Raw genomic sequence first — 16,872 nt, 5'->3', positions numbered from 1 at the left:
GTAAATGACTGGGGCTGTGGCTCAGATGGATAGAGCAAGCGCCTCCTGAAGAATCGGGCACCATGTGGGGAAACCCCTTGTGTGAATGTGGTCAAACTCAAGGAAGCCTAAGTTTATGTGAACCATGAATAAGGTAATCTTGAGCCAAGCTCTAACTCCTACGGTTGGAGAAGGTGCAGAGACTGGTTTTGGGAGTTGGATTAAACGACTTCTTGAACATAACGGCCACCACCTAAGAGCATTCTATGAGTGCTTATGGTGAAGGGATAGTCCAGAGAGTGGGGAAACTCACACAAATCTGAAGCGCTAGGTCGCCGGTTCGAGTCCGGCCAGTCCCGTTGGAAATTAATCGCAGATGCTGATATGTAACTGCTGCGATCGCAGATAATAGTAGGTAGACCTAAAATTCTGGGGAGCAAGAATTTAATCCAAGATTTGCTTGACATCTTATGACAATAAGGTACAATACCCAAAAAGATTCGCAACTCAATAATGAGTATACGGTCAAACCCCAGACCATGCCAAATTTCCTTGACGACATACTCATCAAGTCGGATTCTTCATGGTAAAATCCAATCATGCCTTACAAAGCTTTCCGGACAAAACTAAAACTCAATGACCGTCAAGCCACCTTGATGGCCAAACACGCGGGGTATGCTCGATTTGTGTTCAATTGGGGATTACACTTATGGATGTCAGCTTATGAAGAGGGACTCAAGCCTAATATCAACTCCATCAAAAAGGTTTTTACGAATTATGTGAAACCTCAATATCCTTGGATGTCCGAATTGTCTTCTAGAGTTTATCAATATGCCTTCATTAATTTAGGCGACGCCTTTAAGCGCTTCTTCAAGGGAATAAGCAGTTATCCTAAATTTAAGAAGAAAGGCTACCATGATAGCTTTACCCTTGACAATTCCGGAAAGCCATTCAAGTTGTCAGGAACTCGCCATAAGCTGCCTTTTGTGGGCTGGGTTTCTACATTTGAGGCTCTACCACCCAATCTAGTTAAGAAAGTCACTATAACGCGCCAAGCAGGTGACTGGTATATGAGCTTTTTTGTAGAAACCACACCAGAAATCACACCGAAATTCCGAGAGAGAATCGGGGTAGACCTAGGAATTAACAATTTGGCGACTTGCTCCGATGGGACAAAATTCTCTAATCCCAAGGCTTATAAAGCAGCGACCAAAAAACTAGCCAGATTACAACGCCATTTAAGTCGCAAAGTCAAAGGCTCAAAAAATCGGGCTAAATGTCTCTTAAAAGTTCAAAAGCTACATCAAAGAGTAGCTAATATTCGCCGTGACACGATTCATAAAATAACTACTTTTTTGGCTAAAAACCACAGCCAAGTCGTCATTGAGGATTTGAATGTGTCAGGTATGCTGAAAAATCATTGTTTGGCTGGTTCTATCGCTGATGCTTCATTTTATGAGTTCCGTCGTCAACTAGGTTACAAGGCAGAACGTTATGGTTCAAAGTTGATTATTGCCGATAGATTTTATCCATCCAGTCAACTGTGTTCTAACTGTGGCCATCGTCAAAAAATGCCCCTAGTCCGTCGGACTTTTGAATGTCCAAACTGTGGCTTGAAGATTGATAGAGATTTGAACGCCAGTATAAATTTAGAAAAATCGCCTGGTTCAGACGATTACACTTGTGGACGGGGTGCTGCCGACAGTCCCGGACGAAGCCAGAAATAAACATCAATATCCGGCTATGTCCGGTTTTGTTTAAGTTTTATAGAGCATAAATTAAATGTCCCTAAACCTTGGACGATTCTTTCGAGCCTGTAACCCGCGATACACTCTGAATATATCGAAACCTGAAGATCGACAATACTATATTGATTTTTCAACAGTTCGGGGTTCTAATGTAATTCGGGAACTGAAACGGACGATCACCTTTTCTGACCATCAACCTACCTGTCAATTATTTACCGGACATATAGGCTGTGGAAAATCCACCGAATTATCACGATTAAAAACTGAGTTAGAAGCGGATAAATTCCATGTAGTTTACTTCGAGTCTTCCCAGGACTTAGATATGGCAGATGTCGATATTAGTGACATCTTACTGGCGATCGCTCGCCAAGTTTCCCAAAGTTTAGAAAATAGTGGTGTCTGTCTGCAACCCAAACGCTTTCAAGGCATTCTGAAAAGCGCCGCCAACCTCCTTAATACAGAAATTACCAGTTTTCGGAGCAATATTCCCGTCGTCGGTGATATTGGTGTTAGCCAAGACTCCGAGGGTTTTTCTCTGGCTTTTGGGATTGGTGAAATTACCGCCAAAGCCAAAGACTCAAGGGATGTGCGATCGCTATTAAGACAACACCTAGAACCCCGAGTTAATAACATTATTGAAGTCATTAACCAGGAATTAATCACCCCCGCTCAACAACAACTACAGCAACGGGGACAAGCCGGATTAGTCGTGATTATTGACAACCTAGATCGCATCGATAATAAAGCCAAATTCGGCATCCGTACCCAACCAGAATATTTATTTGTAGATAGGGGTGAACAACTCAATAAACTTCTGTGTCATGTCATCTATACAATTCCCCTAATTCTCACCTTTTCCAACGATAAAGAAGCCGTTAGCAACCGCTTTGGTTCCCCCGCCAAACTGCTACCAATGGTCAGAGTCAAAGAACGAGACGGTAGCGACTGCGAACCCGGAATTAATCTGCTCAGACAAATGGTATTAGCACGAGCATTTCCAGAATTAAACCAAACCGAACGCCTCCGTGAAATCCCTAAATTATTTGACTCTACCAGCACCCTCGATTATCTCTGTCAGATGAGTGGTGGTCATGTGCGAAACCTGCTAATTTTACTATTTAATTGTCTACAAAAAGACGATCCACCCTTCACCCGCACCATGATTGAACGGGTAATTAGCGAGAGACGCAACGAATTAGGAAAAGCCATCACCTCCGACGAGTGGGAACTTCTCCGCCAAGTTTCGCAGCAGAAAACCGTCCGAGGTGAGGAAGAATATCAAACTCTCCTCCGCAGTCTATTTGTCTTTGAATATTGCGATCATGATGGTAGTTGGTTTGACCTTAATCCCGTCTTAGAAGGCGCTAAGGATTTTTACAAAGATTAATTACCGCCCCCTCAGAAACCCGGTTTCTTTCCTGAGTTCCAAATACTGAGAAACCCGGTTTCTTTCCTGAATTTACCGCCAATCTCCTTGAATAGTAAACGCACCCCAATAATAGGGAGACTGCCATTGACCGGAATTCCACATCTCTAATTGTGCTTGTCTTAAAGCTATAATGGGCGGTTGATTATCATTCAACATCTGCTGATAAAACCTCGTCATTAACTGGGAAGTCGCCAAATCATTCACATTCCATAAACTCACCACCACTCGCCGCGCTCCTGCATACATAAAACCGCGAGTTAAACCCACTAATCCCTCTCCTTTCACTTGCCGACCTAAACCAGTCTGACAGGCGCTTAATACCACTAATTCGGCGGGTAAATTCAGGTTAAATATATCATTTAACCGCAAAAAGCCATTATCTGATTCTCCCTGGGGATTAAATAATGATAACACTAATCCTGATAATTCCGGGTTGACTGGATCAATTAACCCATGAGTGGCGAAGTGGATGATTTGATATTGCGATAAATTGGGGTGAGTCGCTAGGTAGCGGGAAGCCTCAAAATCCAAGGCTTTCATTCTTTCATTTTCCGGGAATAATTCCGCGATATTTTGGGCTTCATACCGAGTAAATTCTAAGCGGTTTAACTGGGGGGCTGTATCTCCTAAACCTAAACTTCTGGTCGCCCTAGCTAAGGCTAAATTATCTAAGCTGGGGGGGTGATTTTCGGAGGATATTTGAGAATTTAAGCGCGGGTCGTCGGATTCAAAAATCGGGTCAGCAATCACCGCAACAGCTTGAGCAGCCGTCGGTCGATTGGCTAATTGTTCTCGTTGATTAGCAATGAGAGTAGCTGAGGAAGCGGTGACGATTTCATGTTCGACTAATAGGGGGGTATCCGGTTGAGAAGGTATGGGTAAAGCGGCAAAGGGAATGAATTGTAAAATCCCATCTCCGACTATCAATAACCGTTGATTATTCAGTTGATTAACTACGGGAGCAATCAAGATTTCACTCAGGGCTAATCCCTGTGCTACGGTGGTGGTATTATCAAGGTTAATCGCTTCTCGATAGGGGGTAGCTACGGCTTCGATTTCGGTTGAGTTGGGCAGAATATAGCTGGTGATACTATCCTTAGTCACCGCCCAGAGAAAACTGCGTTCTTCTCCTAGGTAATATTGTAACAGCAAGGTATCATCATCAAGTACCTGTTGCTGCACTTGTTCTAAGTTGAGAGGTTGGGGATATTGCAGGTTAGCATAGTTGGGACTGACTACCCTAATTTGGGTTTGTAGTTGATTGAGTTGATTAATGAGAGATTGTGATTGAGTTTTCAGTGCATCGATTTGTGCTTGGGTAAATTGACCCTGGGTGAGTTCATGGCGTTGATGTTCTATGGCGTTGAATTGTTGTATTAGGCTTTGTTCCTGCTGCAAAAGTTGGGGGTCTACGCCTTCACGAATATTCGCACCAGCCTCGGCGAGAAGTTCCAAAAGGCGGCGGGCGCGAGAACGTTCGCTGGCGTGAAAAGCTAGGGCATCATATCCTTTTTGGGGGTTTTGTTGATGCAGTTCCATTAACAATTCAATATATAATTGATAACGGTCTTGAACGGTGGAGAAAAAGGTTTGGCGGAGTTCGCCGGGAGGGGCTAGGCTGCGGAGTTCTTCAGTTAAGTTAATCGCCTTTTCCATATTAACCAGGGCTTCGGTGAGTTCGCCTTGGGAACGTTGGAGAGAAGCCATATTGGTGAGGGTATTGGCTTCCCCCCCTCTATCCTCCACAGCCCTTGATAGGGGTAAAGCTTGGTTAAGGTAGTCTAGGGCTGTTTGTTTTTCTCCCAGGTCGGAGTACACACGGCCAATATTGTTGAGAGTAGCAGCTTCCCCCCCTCTATCCCCCACAGCCCTTCTTAGGGGTAAAGCTTGGTTGTAGTAGTCTAGGGCTGTTTGTTTTTCTCCCAGGGAGTGGTACACAGCGCCAATATTGTTGAGAGTAGTAGCTTCCCCCCCTCTATCCTCCACAGCCCTTCTTAGGGGTAAAGCTTGGTTGTAGTAGTCTAGGGCTGTTTGTTTTTCTCCCAGGGAGTCGTACACAAGGCCAATATTGTTGAGAGTAGTAGCTTCCCCCCCTCTATCCTCCACAGCCCGATACAGGGGTAAAGCTTGGTTGTAGTAGTCTAGGGCTGTTTGTTTTTCTCCCAGGGAGTCGTACACACCGCCAATATTGTTGAGAGTAGTAGCTTCCCCCCCTCTATCCTCCACAGCCCTTCTTAGGGGTAAAGCTTGGTTGTAGTAGTCTAGGGCTGTTTGTTTTTCTCCCAGGGAGTCGTACACACCGCCAATATTGTTGAGAGTAGTAGCTTCCCCCCCTCTATCCTCCACAGCCCTTCTTAGGGGTAAAGCTTGGTTGTAGTAGTCTAGGGCTGTTTGTTTTTCTCCCAGGGAGTCGTACACAAGGCCAATATTGTTGAGAGTAGCAGCTTCCCCCCGTCTATCCCCCACAGCCCTTAATAGGGGTAAAGCTTGGTTGTAGTAGTCTAGGGCTGTTTGTTTTTCTCCCAGGGAGTCGTACACAAGGCCAATATTGTTGAGAGTAGTAGCTTCCCCCCCTCTATCCCCCACAGCCCTTACTAGGGGTAAAGCTTGGTTGTAGTAGTCTAGGGCTGTTTGTTTTTCTCCCAGGGAGTCATACACAAGGCCAATATTGTTGAGAGTAGCAGCTTCCCCCCGTCTATCCCCCACAGCCCTTAATAGGGGTAAAGCTTGGTTGTAGTAGTCTAGGGCTGTTTGTTTTTCTCCCAGGGAGTCATACACAAGGCCAATATTGTTGAGAGTAGCAGCTTCCCCCCGTCTATCCCCCACAGCCCTTAATAGGGGTAAAGCTTGGTTGTAGTAGTCTAGGGCTGTTTGTTTTTCTCCCAGGGAGTCGTACACACCGCCAATATTGTTGAGAGTAGTAGCTTCCCCCCCTCTATCCCCCACAGCCCTTAATAGGGGTAAAGCTTGGTTGTAGTAGTCTAGGGCTGTTTGTTTTTCTCCTAATAAATCATTAATTCTCCCCATACCCAGCAGGGTGACGGCTTCATTTCCCTTATCCCCAGCAGCGCGATAGAGTTCGCGGGCGGCTTGCCACTTTTCTAGGGCTTCTCGTAATGATTCGGCGGTTCCTTGTTGAAATAGTTGTACTCCCTCATTTAACAATCTATCCGCTTCAGAATTACTGCTATTTTGGGCGATAATTATAGGCGTTGGCTGAGGGGATGATGCACTGGTTTTTAGCTGTGATGAGGTCGCCAAGACTGACTCCCCTAGCATCACGGATAATGTGGCTGTTATCAATCCGATTTCGATGAGTTGCTGTGGTTTAATCATGGGTTGATTCCTTTATTTTTGCAGATAATTTATGGGTAAGCAAAAGCTAAAAAATCTGGGTTTATTTTAGTCAGTCAATCCCCGCGATTTGAGCCATAATGTAGGGTTTCGTTCCTCAAGCAAACCTCCGAATAAAGCTGGGTGGCTGTATTAATTACCGCCAATCTCCTTGAATAGTAAACGCACCCCAATAATAGGGAGACTGCCATTGACCGGAATTCCACATCTCTAATTGTGCTTGTCTTAAAGCTATAATGGGCGGTTGATTCTCATTCAACATCTGCTGATAAAACCTCGTCATTAACTGGGAAGTCGCCAAATCATTCACATTCCATAAACTCACCACCACTCGCCGCGCTCCCGCATACATAAAACCGCGAGTTAAACCCACTAATCCCTCTCCCCTCACTTGCCGACCTAAACCAGTCTGACAGGCGCTTAATACCACTAATTCGGCGGGTAAATTCAGGTTAAATATATCATTTAACCGCACAAAGCCATTATCCGATTCTCCCTGGGGATTAAATAATGATAACACTAATCCTGATAATTCCGGGTTGACTGGATGAATTAACCCATGAGTCGCGAAGTGGATGATTTGATATTGCGATAAATTGGGGTGAGTCGCTAGGTAGCGGGAAGCCTCAAAATCTAAGGCTTTGATTCTTTCATTTTCCGGGAATAATTCCGCGATATTTTGGGCTTCCAATCGGCTATATTCTAAACGGTTTAACTGGGGGGCTGTATCTCCTAAACCTAAACTTCTGGTCGCCCTAGCTAAGGCTAAATTATCTAAGCTGGGAGGGTTATTTTCGGAGGATATTTGAGAATTTAAGCGCGGGTCGTTGGATTCAAAAATCGGGTCAGCAATCACCGCAACAGCTTTGGCAGCCGTCGGTCGATTGGCTAATTGTTCTCGTTGATTAGCAATGAGAGTAGCTGAGGAAGCGGTGACGATTTCATGTTCGACTAATAGGGGGGTATCGGGTTGAGAAGGTATGGGTAAAGCGGCAAAGGGAATGAATTGTAAAATCCCATCTCCGACTATCAATAACCGTTGATTATTCAGTTGATTAACTACGGGAGCAATCAAGATTTCACTCAGGGCTAATCCCTGTGCTACTGTGGTGGTATTATCAAGGTTAATCGCTTCTCGATAGGGGGTAGCTACGGCTTCGATTTCGGTGGAGTTGGGCAGAATATAGCTGGTGATACTATCCTTAGTCACCGCCCAGAGAAAACTGCGTTCTTCTCCTAGGTAATATTGTAACAGCAAGGTATCATCATCAAGTACCTGTTGCTGCACTTGTTCTAAGTTGAGAGGTTGGGGATATTGCAGGTTAGCATAGTTGGGACTGACTACCCTAATTTGGGTTTGTAGTTGATTGAGTTGATTAATGAGAGATTGGGATTGAGTTGTAAGTGCATCGATTTGTGCTTGGGTAAATTGACCCTGGGTGAGTTCATAGCGTTGATGTTCTATGGCGTTGAGTTGTTGTAGTAGGCTTTGTTCCTGCTGCAAAAGTTGGGGGTCTACGCCTTCACGAATATTCGCACCAGCCTCGGCGAGAAGTTCCAAAAGGCGGCGGGCGCGAGAACGTTCGCTGGCGTGAAAAGCCAGGGCATCATATCCTTTTTGGGGGTTTTGTTGATGCAGTTCCATTAACAATTCAATATATAATTGATAACGGTCTTGAACGGTGGAGAAAAAGGTTTGGCGGAGTTCGCCGGGAGGGGCTAGGCTGCGGAGTTCTTCAATTAAGTTAATCGCCTTTTCCATATTAACCAGGGCTTCGGTGAGTTCGCCTTGGGAACGTTGGAGAGAAGCCATATTGGTGAGGGTATAGGCTTCCCCAGAGCGATCGCCCACAGCCCTTGATAGGGGTAAAGCTTGGTTGTAGTAGTCTAGGGCTGTTTGTTTTTCTCCCAGGGAGTCGTACACAGCGCCAATATTGTTGAGAGTACCAGCTTCCACCCGTCTATCGCCCACAGCCCTGAATAGGGGTAAAGCTTGGTTGTAGTAGTCTAGGGCTGTTTGTTTTTCTCCCAGGTCGGAGTACACAAGGCCAATATTGTTGAGAGTAGTAGCTTCCCCCCCTCTATTCCCCACAGCCCTGAATAGGGGTAAAGCTTGGTTGTAGTAGTCTAGGGCTGTTTGTTTTTCTCCCAGGGAGTCGTACACAAGGCCAATATTGTTGAGAGTACCAGCTTCCCCCCCTCTATCGCCCACAGCCCTGAATAGGGGTAAAGCTTGGTTGTAGTAGTCTAGGGCTGTTTGTTTTTCTCCCAGGTCGGAGTACACAAGGCCAATATTGTTGAGAGTACCAGCTTCCCCCCCTCTATCGCCCACAGCCCTGAATAGGGGTAAAGCTTGGTTGTAGTAGTCTAGGGCTGTTTGTTTTTCTCCCAGGTCGGAGTACACACCGCCAATATTGTTGAGAGTAGTAGCTTCCCCCCCTCTATTCCCCACAGCCCTTGATAGGGGTAAAGCTTGGTTGTAGTAGTCTAGGGCTGTTTGTTTTTCTCCCAGGTCGGAGTACACAAGGCCAATATTGCTGAGAGTAGTAGCTTCCCCCCCTCTATCCTCCACAGCCCTTAATAGGGGTAAAGCTTGGTTGTAGTAGTCTAGGGCTGTTTGTTTTTCTCCCAGGGAGTAGTACACACGGCCAATATTGTTGAGAGTAGTAGCTTCCCCCCCTCTATTCCCCACAGCCCTGAATAGGGGTAAAGCTTGGTTGTAGTAGTCTAGGGCTGTTTGTTTTTCTCCCAGGGAGTCGTACACAAAGCCAATATTGTTGAGAGTTCTCGCTTCCCCCCCTCTATCCTCCACAGCCCGATACAGGGGTAAAGCTTGGTTAAGATAGTCTAGGGCTGTTTGTTTTTCTCCCAGGTCGGAGTACACAGCGCCAATATTGCTGAGAGTAGTAGCTTCCCCCTCTCTATCCCCCACAGCCCTTCTTAGGGGTAAAGCTTGGTTGTAGTAGTCTAGGGCTGTTTGTTTTTCTCCCAGGTCGGAGTACACAAGGCCAATATTGGTGAGGGTAGTAGCTTCCACCCGTCTATCTCCCACAGCCCTTAATAGGGGTAAAGCTTGGTTGTAGTAGTCTAGGGCTGTTTGTTTTTCTCCCAGGGAGTCGTACACAAAGCCAATATTGTTGAGAGTAGTAGCTTCCCCCCCTCTATCGCCCACAGCCCTGAATAGGGGTAAAGCTTGGTTGTAGTAGTCTAGGGCTGTTTGTTTTTCTCCCAGGGAGTCGTACACAAAGCCAATATTGTTGAGGGTAGTAGCTTCCATTCCTCTATCTCCCACAGCCCTTAATAGGGGTAAAGCTTGGTTGTAGTAGTCTAGGGCTGTTTGTTTTTCTCCCAGGTCGGAGTACACAAGGCCAATATTGCTGAGAGTAGTAGCTTCCCCCCCTCTATCCTCCACAGCCCTTAATAGGGGTAAAGCTTGGTTGTAGTAGTCTAGGGCTGTTTGTTTTTCTCCCAGGGAGTCGTACACACCGCCAATATTGTTGAGGGTAGTAGCTTCCATTCCTCTATCCCCCACAGCCCTGAATAGGGGTAAAGCTTGGTTGTAGTAGTCTAGGGCTGTTTGTTTTTCTCCTAATAAATCATTAATTCTCCCCATACCCAGCAGGGTGACGGCTTCATTTCCCTTATCCCCAGCAGCGCGATAGAGTTCGCGGGCGGCTTGCCACTTTTCTAGGGCTTCTCGTAATGATTCGGCGGTTCCTTGTTGAAATAGTATGAATCCCTCATTTAACAATCTATCCGCTTCAGAATTACCGCTATTTTGGGCGATAATTATAGGCGTTGTTTGAGGGGATGATGAACTGGTTTTTAGCTGTGATGAGGTCGCCAAGACTGACTCCCCTAGCATCACGGATAATGTGGCTGTTATCAATCCGATTTCGATGAGTTGCTGTGGTTTAATCATGGGTTGATTCCTTTATTTTTGCAGATAATTTATGGGTAAGCAAAAGCTAAAAAATCTGGGTTGATTTTAGTCAGTCAATCCCCGCGATTTGAGCCATAATGTAGGGTTTCGTTCCTCAAGCAAACCTCCGAATAAAGCTGGGTGAGGGCGAGAGAGGGATAATGGATAAATGAAAGTTATAAGTCTATTAACCTCCCTGATGCAATAGGGTTCCTACCGTTACTGGTTCCTGGATTTCGGCTTGGGCTACTATGCCATTCCGGTCAATTATTCGGACTTTTCCTGTACTATTTACCCCGGTTAAGATTGTGCCACTGCTGACATTTCGTAAATCAATCCCCCCTAACCATAATTGGGCGTTACTACCACTTACCTGGGTGACAACGGCTTGGGCGGGTGGGTTCGGATTATTGATAAAATAGGGAGTTTGGAGTTGATAACCACTACCTACTTTGACTTCATAACGGGGCTGTTGATAGAAGTTTTTGGGAATTTCGGGGATGATTTTGGTAAATAGCTGTTGTATATTACTATCCGAATTCCACATATAATAGGTTAATAAATAACTAAATAAGCCGCAGTCAAAACCATTAACATTCACTTCCCGCGCTAGTTGATGGGGGGCTGTGGCTGATAATACTACCCCTTTGGCAACTCCGGTGCGGTAGCCGTTAACAAATTCTTCTGGGGACATATTTAAGCGTGATAACCACTGCTGCTGATAGCTTCTTTCATAGTCGGAAACTAGGACGTTTTGACCACCATCACGAGACCGGACTCGCGCTTCTCTGGTGGCACCTCCGGCAAAACAACTGTCTAATACAACGGTGACGTTTTCGGTCTGTAAGGCGGACATTAATAAAAATAAGGTATGCCCCATAATGTCTTTGACGCTTCCTGGTGCGTTAGGATATCCAGGGGGTAAGTCGCCATCAATGGGAACAAAGGTGCCGTTTAGTTGTTCGGTACTTCCCACTTCTCGGAGAATGGGTTGGGGGTCAAAAATGCGAGAACCATGCCCAGAATAGTGATAAACTACGACATCTCCGGGTTTGGCTTGTTTGATTAAGTATTCTTCAAAGGCGGTTAAAATGCCGTCTCTGGTGGCTTGTTTGTCTTCTAATATGTAGATGTCTTGCGGGTGGAAACCAAAGCGGTGAATCAGTAATTCTCGCTGTAAATAGATGTCGTTGACACAGCCGATTAAGGGCTGTGTGGAATAGCTGTTAATTCCTACGAGTAAGGCGAGTTTGCGGGAGGTACTCTGGGCTAAGACTTGGCGATGGCGTTGGGTTTGTCGGTGAAATAAAACGGGGTCAATTCCTAGGGTGGCTAGGGCTGCACCTAAGAATTGCAGAAAGTGACGGCGACTGGAATTGCTCATGTTTTTACCTGGCAAATTTCTATAAAGTTCTATAAATACAGCCGGGAAATGGCACTAAACATTACCCTGCGCCTAAATCTGTATCTCCGGGGGGAGAAGGACGGGCGAAAGCAGATGCCATGATTACAGAAAGGGCTGTATCTACATGAGAGACCAAGATTATAATTCAACATCATAAATTATCGGTAAGTTATCGGAGTAAGGTGGTCTAACTGGTGGCGCGGAAATTATTATAACTGTTTGTATCCAGATATTTTGTCTCCAGATATAGCATTTTCCAGAATCCTGGGGTACAGCGGATTCAAGGAGAAGCGGCTGCGTTTCTACACCCCAAACCTCTCTCCCCAAAAGGACGAGGGGCTTTAGAATCTACTTGATGGCTTAATAAACTGCTATATAACTATGATCAATCATTACGAAAATTGCATATTTTGATGGTGGAGAGTCGATAATCAGGGGCTGGGGGTGGGTGGGGGGTATCGCCGGAGTTGTAAAATTCTCAATATGGCTTACAATTGATGGCAACTCACTAATTGAATGTTTGAACCCTAGATCATGACTAACCCGACTACTACGAATGAAACTACTAACCCAGAAACTCCGGTTTCGCCTGAAACTACTAACCCAGAAACTCGGGTTTCGACGACTGAAGGGCAACCGAGTTATGTTAAACTGGCAATGCGGAATATGGTTAGGAAAGGTTCAAAATCCCTATTTCACTTTTTCTTGACTACTATGGGTCTCATTGGCTTGCTGGTGGGTCTCGCCTATCTTACCCGTTAAAGATTAAATGCTGTTGGGGGGTGAGAAGGTGCAGTTAGAAGTTAATATTGAAGATAATTTCTGGTGGGGGAAAGAGGGAGAGTCTCTGCGCTTGGGGGAACTGGCGGAAAAGGCGATCGCACCAGAAACCTGGGAATCATGGTTTTATCAGTGGTTGCAACAACTTGATCCGTATTTACCCCCGGCTAAGGGATATGAACTTAGTCTGCGTTTGACGGACGATAGGGAAATACAGGAGTTTAACGCCCAATATAGGCAGTTAGACGAGGCTACTGATGTACTATCCTTCGCGGCGCTAGAAACCAGCCTTGTGATGCCAGCAGAACACCTCTCATTGCATCCCTGCTATCTTGGGGATATAATAATTTCAGTGGAAACAGCATTTAGACAGGCACAACAGGCAGGGCATAATCTTACAACCGAGTTAGCATGGTTGACCAGTCATGGCCTATTACACCTACTGGGGTGGGATCATCCCGACGATCGCAGTTTAACTCGAATGTTGGATCAACAAAAAGCCCTATTACAGAAGATTAACCTACAAATTGGTTCAGGTTACGTCTGGGAGTCGGAAGAAAATCTGAACTAAGCCGCGATTGTGCTACATTGCACCCAGAATTGATCAGAAATCCTGATATTCCTAGAGAATGCTGATTTAAGGATACCCAACCATGAAAGCTAAAAAAACCTGTGTTTCCGCACTTCCCACCCCATTAGGTCCTCGGTCTACCAACTACGCCTATATTCCCAACACCCCAGAGACGAAAACCGCTAACCACCGAGTATCTCAGTCTTGGGCGATCGCCAATAACCTATTGGTTAGCTTTAAATACGCCTGGAATGGTGTGGCTTACGCATTCAGGACGCAGCGCAACTTTCGCATTCATACAGCCATAGGGACTTTAGCGGTCAGTCTGGGTTTCTGGTTGCATCTTAGCTTTGTAGAAATTGCTATTATTGGTTTAACTATCAGCGCGGTCATGGCTTTGGAATTGTTGAACACAGCCATTGAGTCGGTAGTTGATTTAACGGTAGGAAAGTCGTATCATGAATTGGCACGCATTGCTAAGGACTGCGCGGCGGGGGCTGTGTTAATCTCGTCTTTGGCAGCTTTATTAGTGGCGGGAGTGCTGATTTTACCAGCTTTATTAACGGTGATGCAAGTGTGGCTGCAAGGAGTATAGACATTGATAATCGTCATTGATAACTATGATAGTTTCACCTATAACCTGGTGCAATATTTAGGAGAATTAGGGGTAGAAAATCCGGTAGGCGATCGCATAGAAGTTTACCGAAACGATGGCATCACCGTTGAAGAAATTAGACATAAAAAACCCGATGGTTTAGTCATTTCTCCCGGTCCCGGTCGCCCAGAAGATGCCGGAATTTCCCTAGCCATTATCCGAGAATTAGGTAAAACCTTACCGATTTTAGGGGTATGTCTCGGACATCAAAGCATCGGTCAAGCCTTCGGTGCGAAGATTATCTCAGCCCCAGAGTTGATGCACGGGAAAACCTCCCCCATTCATCATAATGGCAAGGGGGTATTTCACGATTTAGAGAATCCCTTTACCGCGACGCGCTATCATAGTTTAGTCATAGACCCCCAAACCTGTCCACCGGTGCTAGAAGTTACCGCCTGGGTGGATGATGGTACAATTATGGGAGTTCAACACCGCCATTATTCCCATATTCAGGGTGTGCAATTTCACCCGGAAAGCATCTTGACAACGGCTGGGAAAACCTTAATTAAGAACTTCCTAAATAGTTGTCGGTTAATGGCAGTAGAAAGCTAATTAATTAGCGGTAAATTTGCGGTAATATTTTGGTCATATAATTGCTATGAAACGGCGACAGTTTATCCACCTAGCTAAAACCAGTGCTATAGTTACCTTGGCCGCCGGATTTGGTGCGCGGTGGCAGGTTTCCCAAGCGCAGACACCCAGTGAATCTAACTTGACTATTCGCTGGCTTGGACATACGAGTTTTCTGTTTACTGGGGATGGTTTGCGGATACTGGTAAATCCGTTTCGACAAATTGGATGTACCGCCGGATTTGGTAGCCCTAAAATAGAGACTGACCTGGTGTTAATTAGCAGTCGGTTACTTGATGAAGGGTCGATTGATGGGTTTCCCAATAATCCGGCGCTATTACATGAACCGGGAGTTTATCAATTTCAAGGAACCCAAATTCAAGGTATTCGCACTATTAAAGACCGTGAAAGAGGTCGCAGGTTTGGTCAGAATGTCGCCTGGTTATGGACTCAGGGTGGTATCAGAATTCTGCACATGGGAGGGTTAGCCGGACCTATTAATATTGAAGAAAGGATTTTGATTGGTCGCCCCGACTTGTTGTTAATTCCTGTGGGTGGAGGTCCGAAGGCTTATACTCCCACGGAAGCGGCGGCGGTAATTGCTTCCCTCAACCCTAGATTAGTGATTCCCACCCACTATAAAACTCTGGCTGCAGACGTGAATAACTGCGATTTGGTTCCGGTTGATAATTTCCTTGATGTGATGACTAATGCAACTATTAGGAATGTTAATAGCGACACTTTAACGTTGACTCGCAGCCAGCTTAATGATGATGGTTTGACTATTGGGGTGATGAGCTATAATTTTAATAGTTCGGCATCAATTAATAATTAATAATTAATAATTAATAATTGTAGGGGCGGGTTCTGCTGCTAATTCTCATCCTCACGACTTGATTAATAAACCCGCCCGCCCTCACCAGAAAGGGGCTTCGGAATGTGGTTTATGGTTTGATAAACTTCTAGGCAGGTTGAGCGATCGCCAAGGATATGGGTATTCTATGAAAACACCAAATAATTTATATGAGGAGGATTTTTACCTCTGGACACAAATCACGGCTGAACAGTTAAAAGAAAATCAATTTACTCAAGTTGATGTCGCCAATTTGATTGAAGAGATTGAAAGTCTGGGAAGAAGTGAAAAACGGGAATTAAAAAGCCGTTTAATTGTGTTGTTAATGCACTTATTAAAATGGCACTATCAACCAACCAAACGCAGTGAGAGTTGGCGCAGCACCATTACAGAACAACGCATTTGTATTGAAGGTTTGTTAGAAGACAGTCCCAGCTTGAAACCTCTACTTACAGAAGTATTTAAAGATTGTTATCAAAAAGCACGTCTAAAAGCGTCGGATGAAACAGGGATTAAGTTAAATTTTTTGCCAAAGGAGTCACCCTTTAGTTTAGAGGAAACTTGGGAATCTAGCTATCTTCATGATGAAAGATAATACAGCCTATATTAATAATTGTCGGGGCGGGTTCTGCTGGCAATTCTCATCCTCACGACTTGATTAATCAACTCGCCCTACCTGACAGACTCTGGGGACGGACGTTAATAACTGCGATTTTGTTCCGGTTGATAATTTCGTTGATGTGATGACTAATGCAACGATTAGGAATGTTAATAGCGACACCTTAACGTTGACTTGCAACCAGCTTAATGATGATGGGTTGACTATGGCGGGTAATGGGCTATAATTATGATATTTCCGCTAATGGCGGAGATTTTTAGGGGAGGGTGTAGACGATTATCCCTGACCGGGGAAATAATTGTGGTAATTATGACTAGCATGGATTAATCAACTATCAGCTTCATTGGGGAGTGAAAAAATATGGCTATCTGTAGTGGTACGAATTATCTGGGTAAAATTGCTATATCTCTGGGTATGGGAATGATTCTCAGTATGTCGGTGGGAACTGGGAGGGCGATCGCCGAAAGTTCCCCAGAATTGCAGTTTAATTGGGAATCAGAAAATCTGGCGGAATTGGCCCAATTTCCAAGCGATCGCGTCAGACGGGCGGTTAATCAAGATGTGATGAATTTACTGCTAAATGATGGCCGTTTTAGTACCCTAGCCACGGTTTTAAGACTGACGGGATTAATGGATGTTCTCCGCCAAGAGGGTGTATTTACTATCTTAGCCCCCACAGATGAAGCCTTTTCTAAACTTCCCAGGACGGTTTTAGAAAACCTCCTCAAAGGTAATAATATCGAACAGTTAATTAGGATTATGAGGTATGATGGAGATGACAGTGATGCCATCACCTCGGAGGAGTTAATATATAGATATTTGGCAACTCAGGAAAATTTGTCGATTCCGGTGGAGGTGGGTTCGGAGACTATCACAGTTGAAGGGTCCCATAGTATGGATGCCGATATTCAGACAGAAAATGGCTTAATTCATGTCATTGAGCAATTAATTATTTTGACCAAATAATCGGCTCTGGTGTTACAATGG

The 16,872-nt window shown here is 45.1% G+C and carries 13 protein-coding genes; 9 read left to right on the top strand and 4 right to left on the bottom strand.

The genetic code is table 11. The annotated features are described in order from the left end of the window. Positions 1–200 precede the first annotated feature (200 nt). Positions 201–446 (bottom strand): hypothetical protein, encoded by a 246-nt coding sequence (locus NLZ44_RS08180; protein WP_493752443.1) that lies wholly within the window; start codon positions 444–446, stop codon positions 201–203. Positions 447–578: 132 nt separating this feature from the next. Here NLZ44_RS08180 and NLZ44_RS08175 point away from each other — a divergent pair, with 132 nt between their 5' ends. Next, the gene (locus NLZ44_RS08175; protein WP_493752442.1) at positions 579–1,706 is read left to right on the top strand and encodes an RNA-guided endonuclease InsQ/TnpB family protein; all 1,128 of its coding nucleotides are present in this window, start codon (positions 579–581) and stop codon (positions 1,704–1,706) included. Positions 1,707–1,761: 55 nt separating this feature from the next. After that, on the top strand, positions 1,762–3,114 hold the full coding sequence (locus tag NLZ44_RS08170) for an ATP-binding protein (RefSeq protein WP_493752441.1): 1,353 nt from the start codon (positions 1,762–1,764) through the stop codon (positions 3,112–3,114). A 72-nt stretch (positions 3,115–3,186) separates the two neighbouring features. On the opposite strand, the gene NLZ44_RS08165 is transcribed toward NLZ44_RS08170, so the two are convergent. The 3 genes from NLZ44_RS08165 to NLZ44_RS08155 form a co-directional block, all read right to left on the bottom strand. Beyond that, on the bottom strand, positions 3,187–6,492 hold the full coding sequence (locus tag NLZ44_RS08165) for a CHAT domain-containing tetratricopeptide repeat protein (protein WP_493752440.1): 3,306 nt from the start codon (positions 6,490–6,492) through the stop codon (positions 3,187–3,189). A 154-nt stretch (positions 6,493–6,646) separates the two neighbouring features. Beyond that, entirely contained in the window at positions 6,647–10,432 is a 3,786-nt protein-coding gene (locus tag NLZ44_RS08160) for a CHAT domain-containing protein (RefSeq protein ID WP_493752439.1), read from the bottom strand. A 187-nt stretch (positions 10,433–10,619) separates the two neighbouring features. Then, positions 10,620–11,816, bottom strand: coding sequence for a caspase family protein (locus NLZ44_RS08155; RefSeq protein WP_493752438.1), 1,197 nt, complete (start codon positions 11,814–11,816; stop codon positions 10,620–10,622). 555 nt (positions 11,817–12,371) lie between these two features. Here NLZ44_RS08155 and NLZ44_RS08150 point away from each other — a divergent pair. The 7 genes from NLZ44_RS08150 to NLZ44_RS08120 all read left to right on the top strand — a co-directional run bounded on the left by NLZ44_RS08150 (position 12,372) and on the right by NLZ44_RS08120 (position 16,851). Continuing rightward, positions 12,372–12,599, top strand: a complete 228-nt coding sequence (locus NLZ44_RS08150; RefSeq protein ID WP_493752437.1) for a DUF3285 domain-containing protein — start codon at positions 12,372–12,374, stop codon at positions 12,597–12,599. A 7-nt stretch (positions 12,600–12,606) separates the two neighbouring features. Further along, positions 12,607–13,188, top strand: coding sequence for an rRNA maturation RNase YbeY (ybeY, locus tag NLZ44_RS08145; protein ID WP_493752436.1), 582 nt, complete (start codon positions 12,607–12,609; stop codon positions 13,186–13,188). Between the two features lie 82 nt (positions 13,189–13,270). Continuing rightward, entirely contained in the window at positions 13,271–13,783 is a 513-nt protein-coding gene (locus NLZ44_RS08140; protein ID WP_493752435.1) for a diacylglycerol kinase family protein, read from the top strand. Positions 13,784–13,786: 3 nt separating this feature from the next. Further along, entirely contained in the window at positions 13,787–14,395 is a 609-nt protein-coding gene (locus NLZ44_RS08135; RefSeq protein ID WP_493752434.1) for an anthranilate synthase component II, read from the top strand. Positions 14,396–14,441: 46 nt separating this feature from the next. Continuing rightward, positions 14,442–15,248 carry an MBL fold metallo-hydrolase gene (locus NLZ44_RS08130; protein WP_046321040.1) on the top strand — a complete coding sequence of 269 codons (807 nt, stop codon included), beginning with the start codon at positions 14,442–14,444 and terminating at the stop codon, positions 15,246–15,248. Positions 15,249–15,306: 58 nt separating this feature from the next. Beyond that, positions 15,307–15,861 carry a DUF29 domain-containing protein gene (locus tag NLZ44_RS08125; RefSeq protein ID WP_493752433.1) on the top strand — a complete coding sequence of 185 codons (555 nt, stop codon included), beginning with the start codon at positions 15,307–15,309 and terminating at the stop codon, positions 15,859–15,861. 384 nt (positions 15,862–16,245) lie between these two features. Beyond that, positions 16,246–16,851, top strand: coding sequence for a fasciclin domain-containing protein (locus NLZ44_RS08120; RefSeq protein ID WP_493752432.1), 606 nt, complete (start codon positions 16,246–16,248; stop codon positions 16,849–16,851). Positions 16,852–16,872 lie beyond the last annotated feature (21 nt).

This window comes from Arthrospira sp. PCC 9901 (assembly GCF_059013425.1).
The sequence above is the reverse complement of the archived record's forward strand: the minus strand, read 5'-3'. Positions and strand labels throughout refer to the sequence as shown.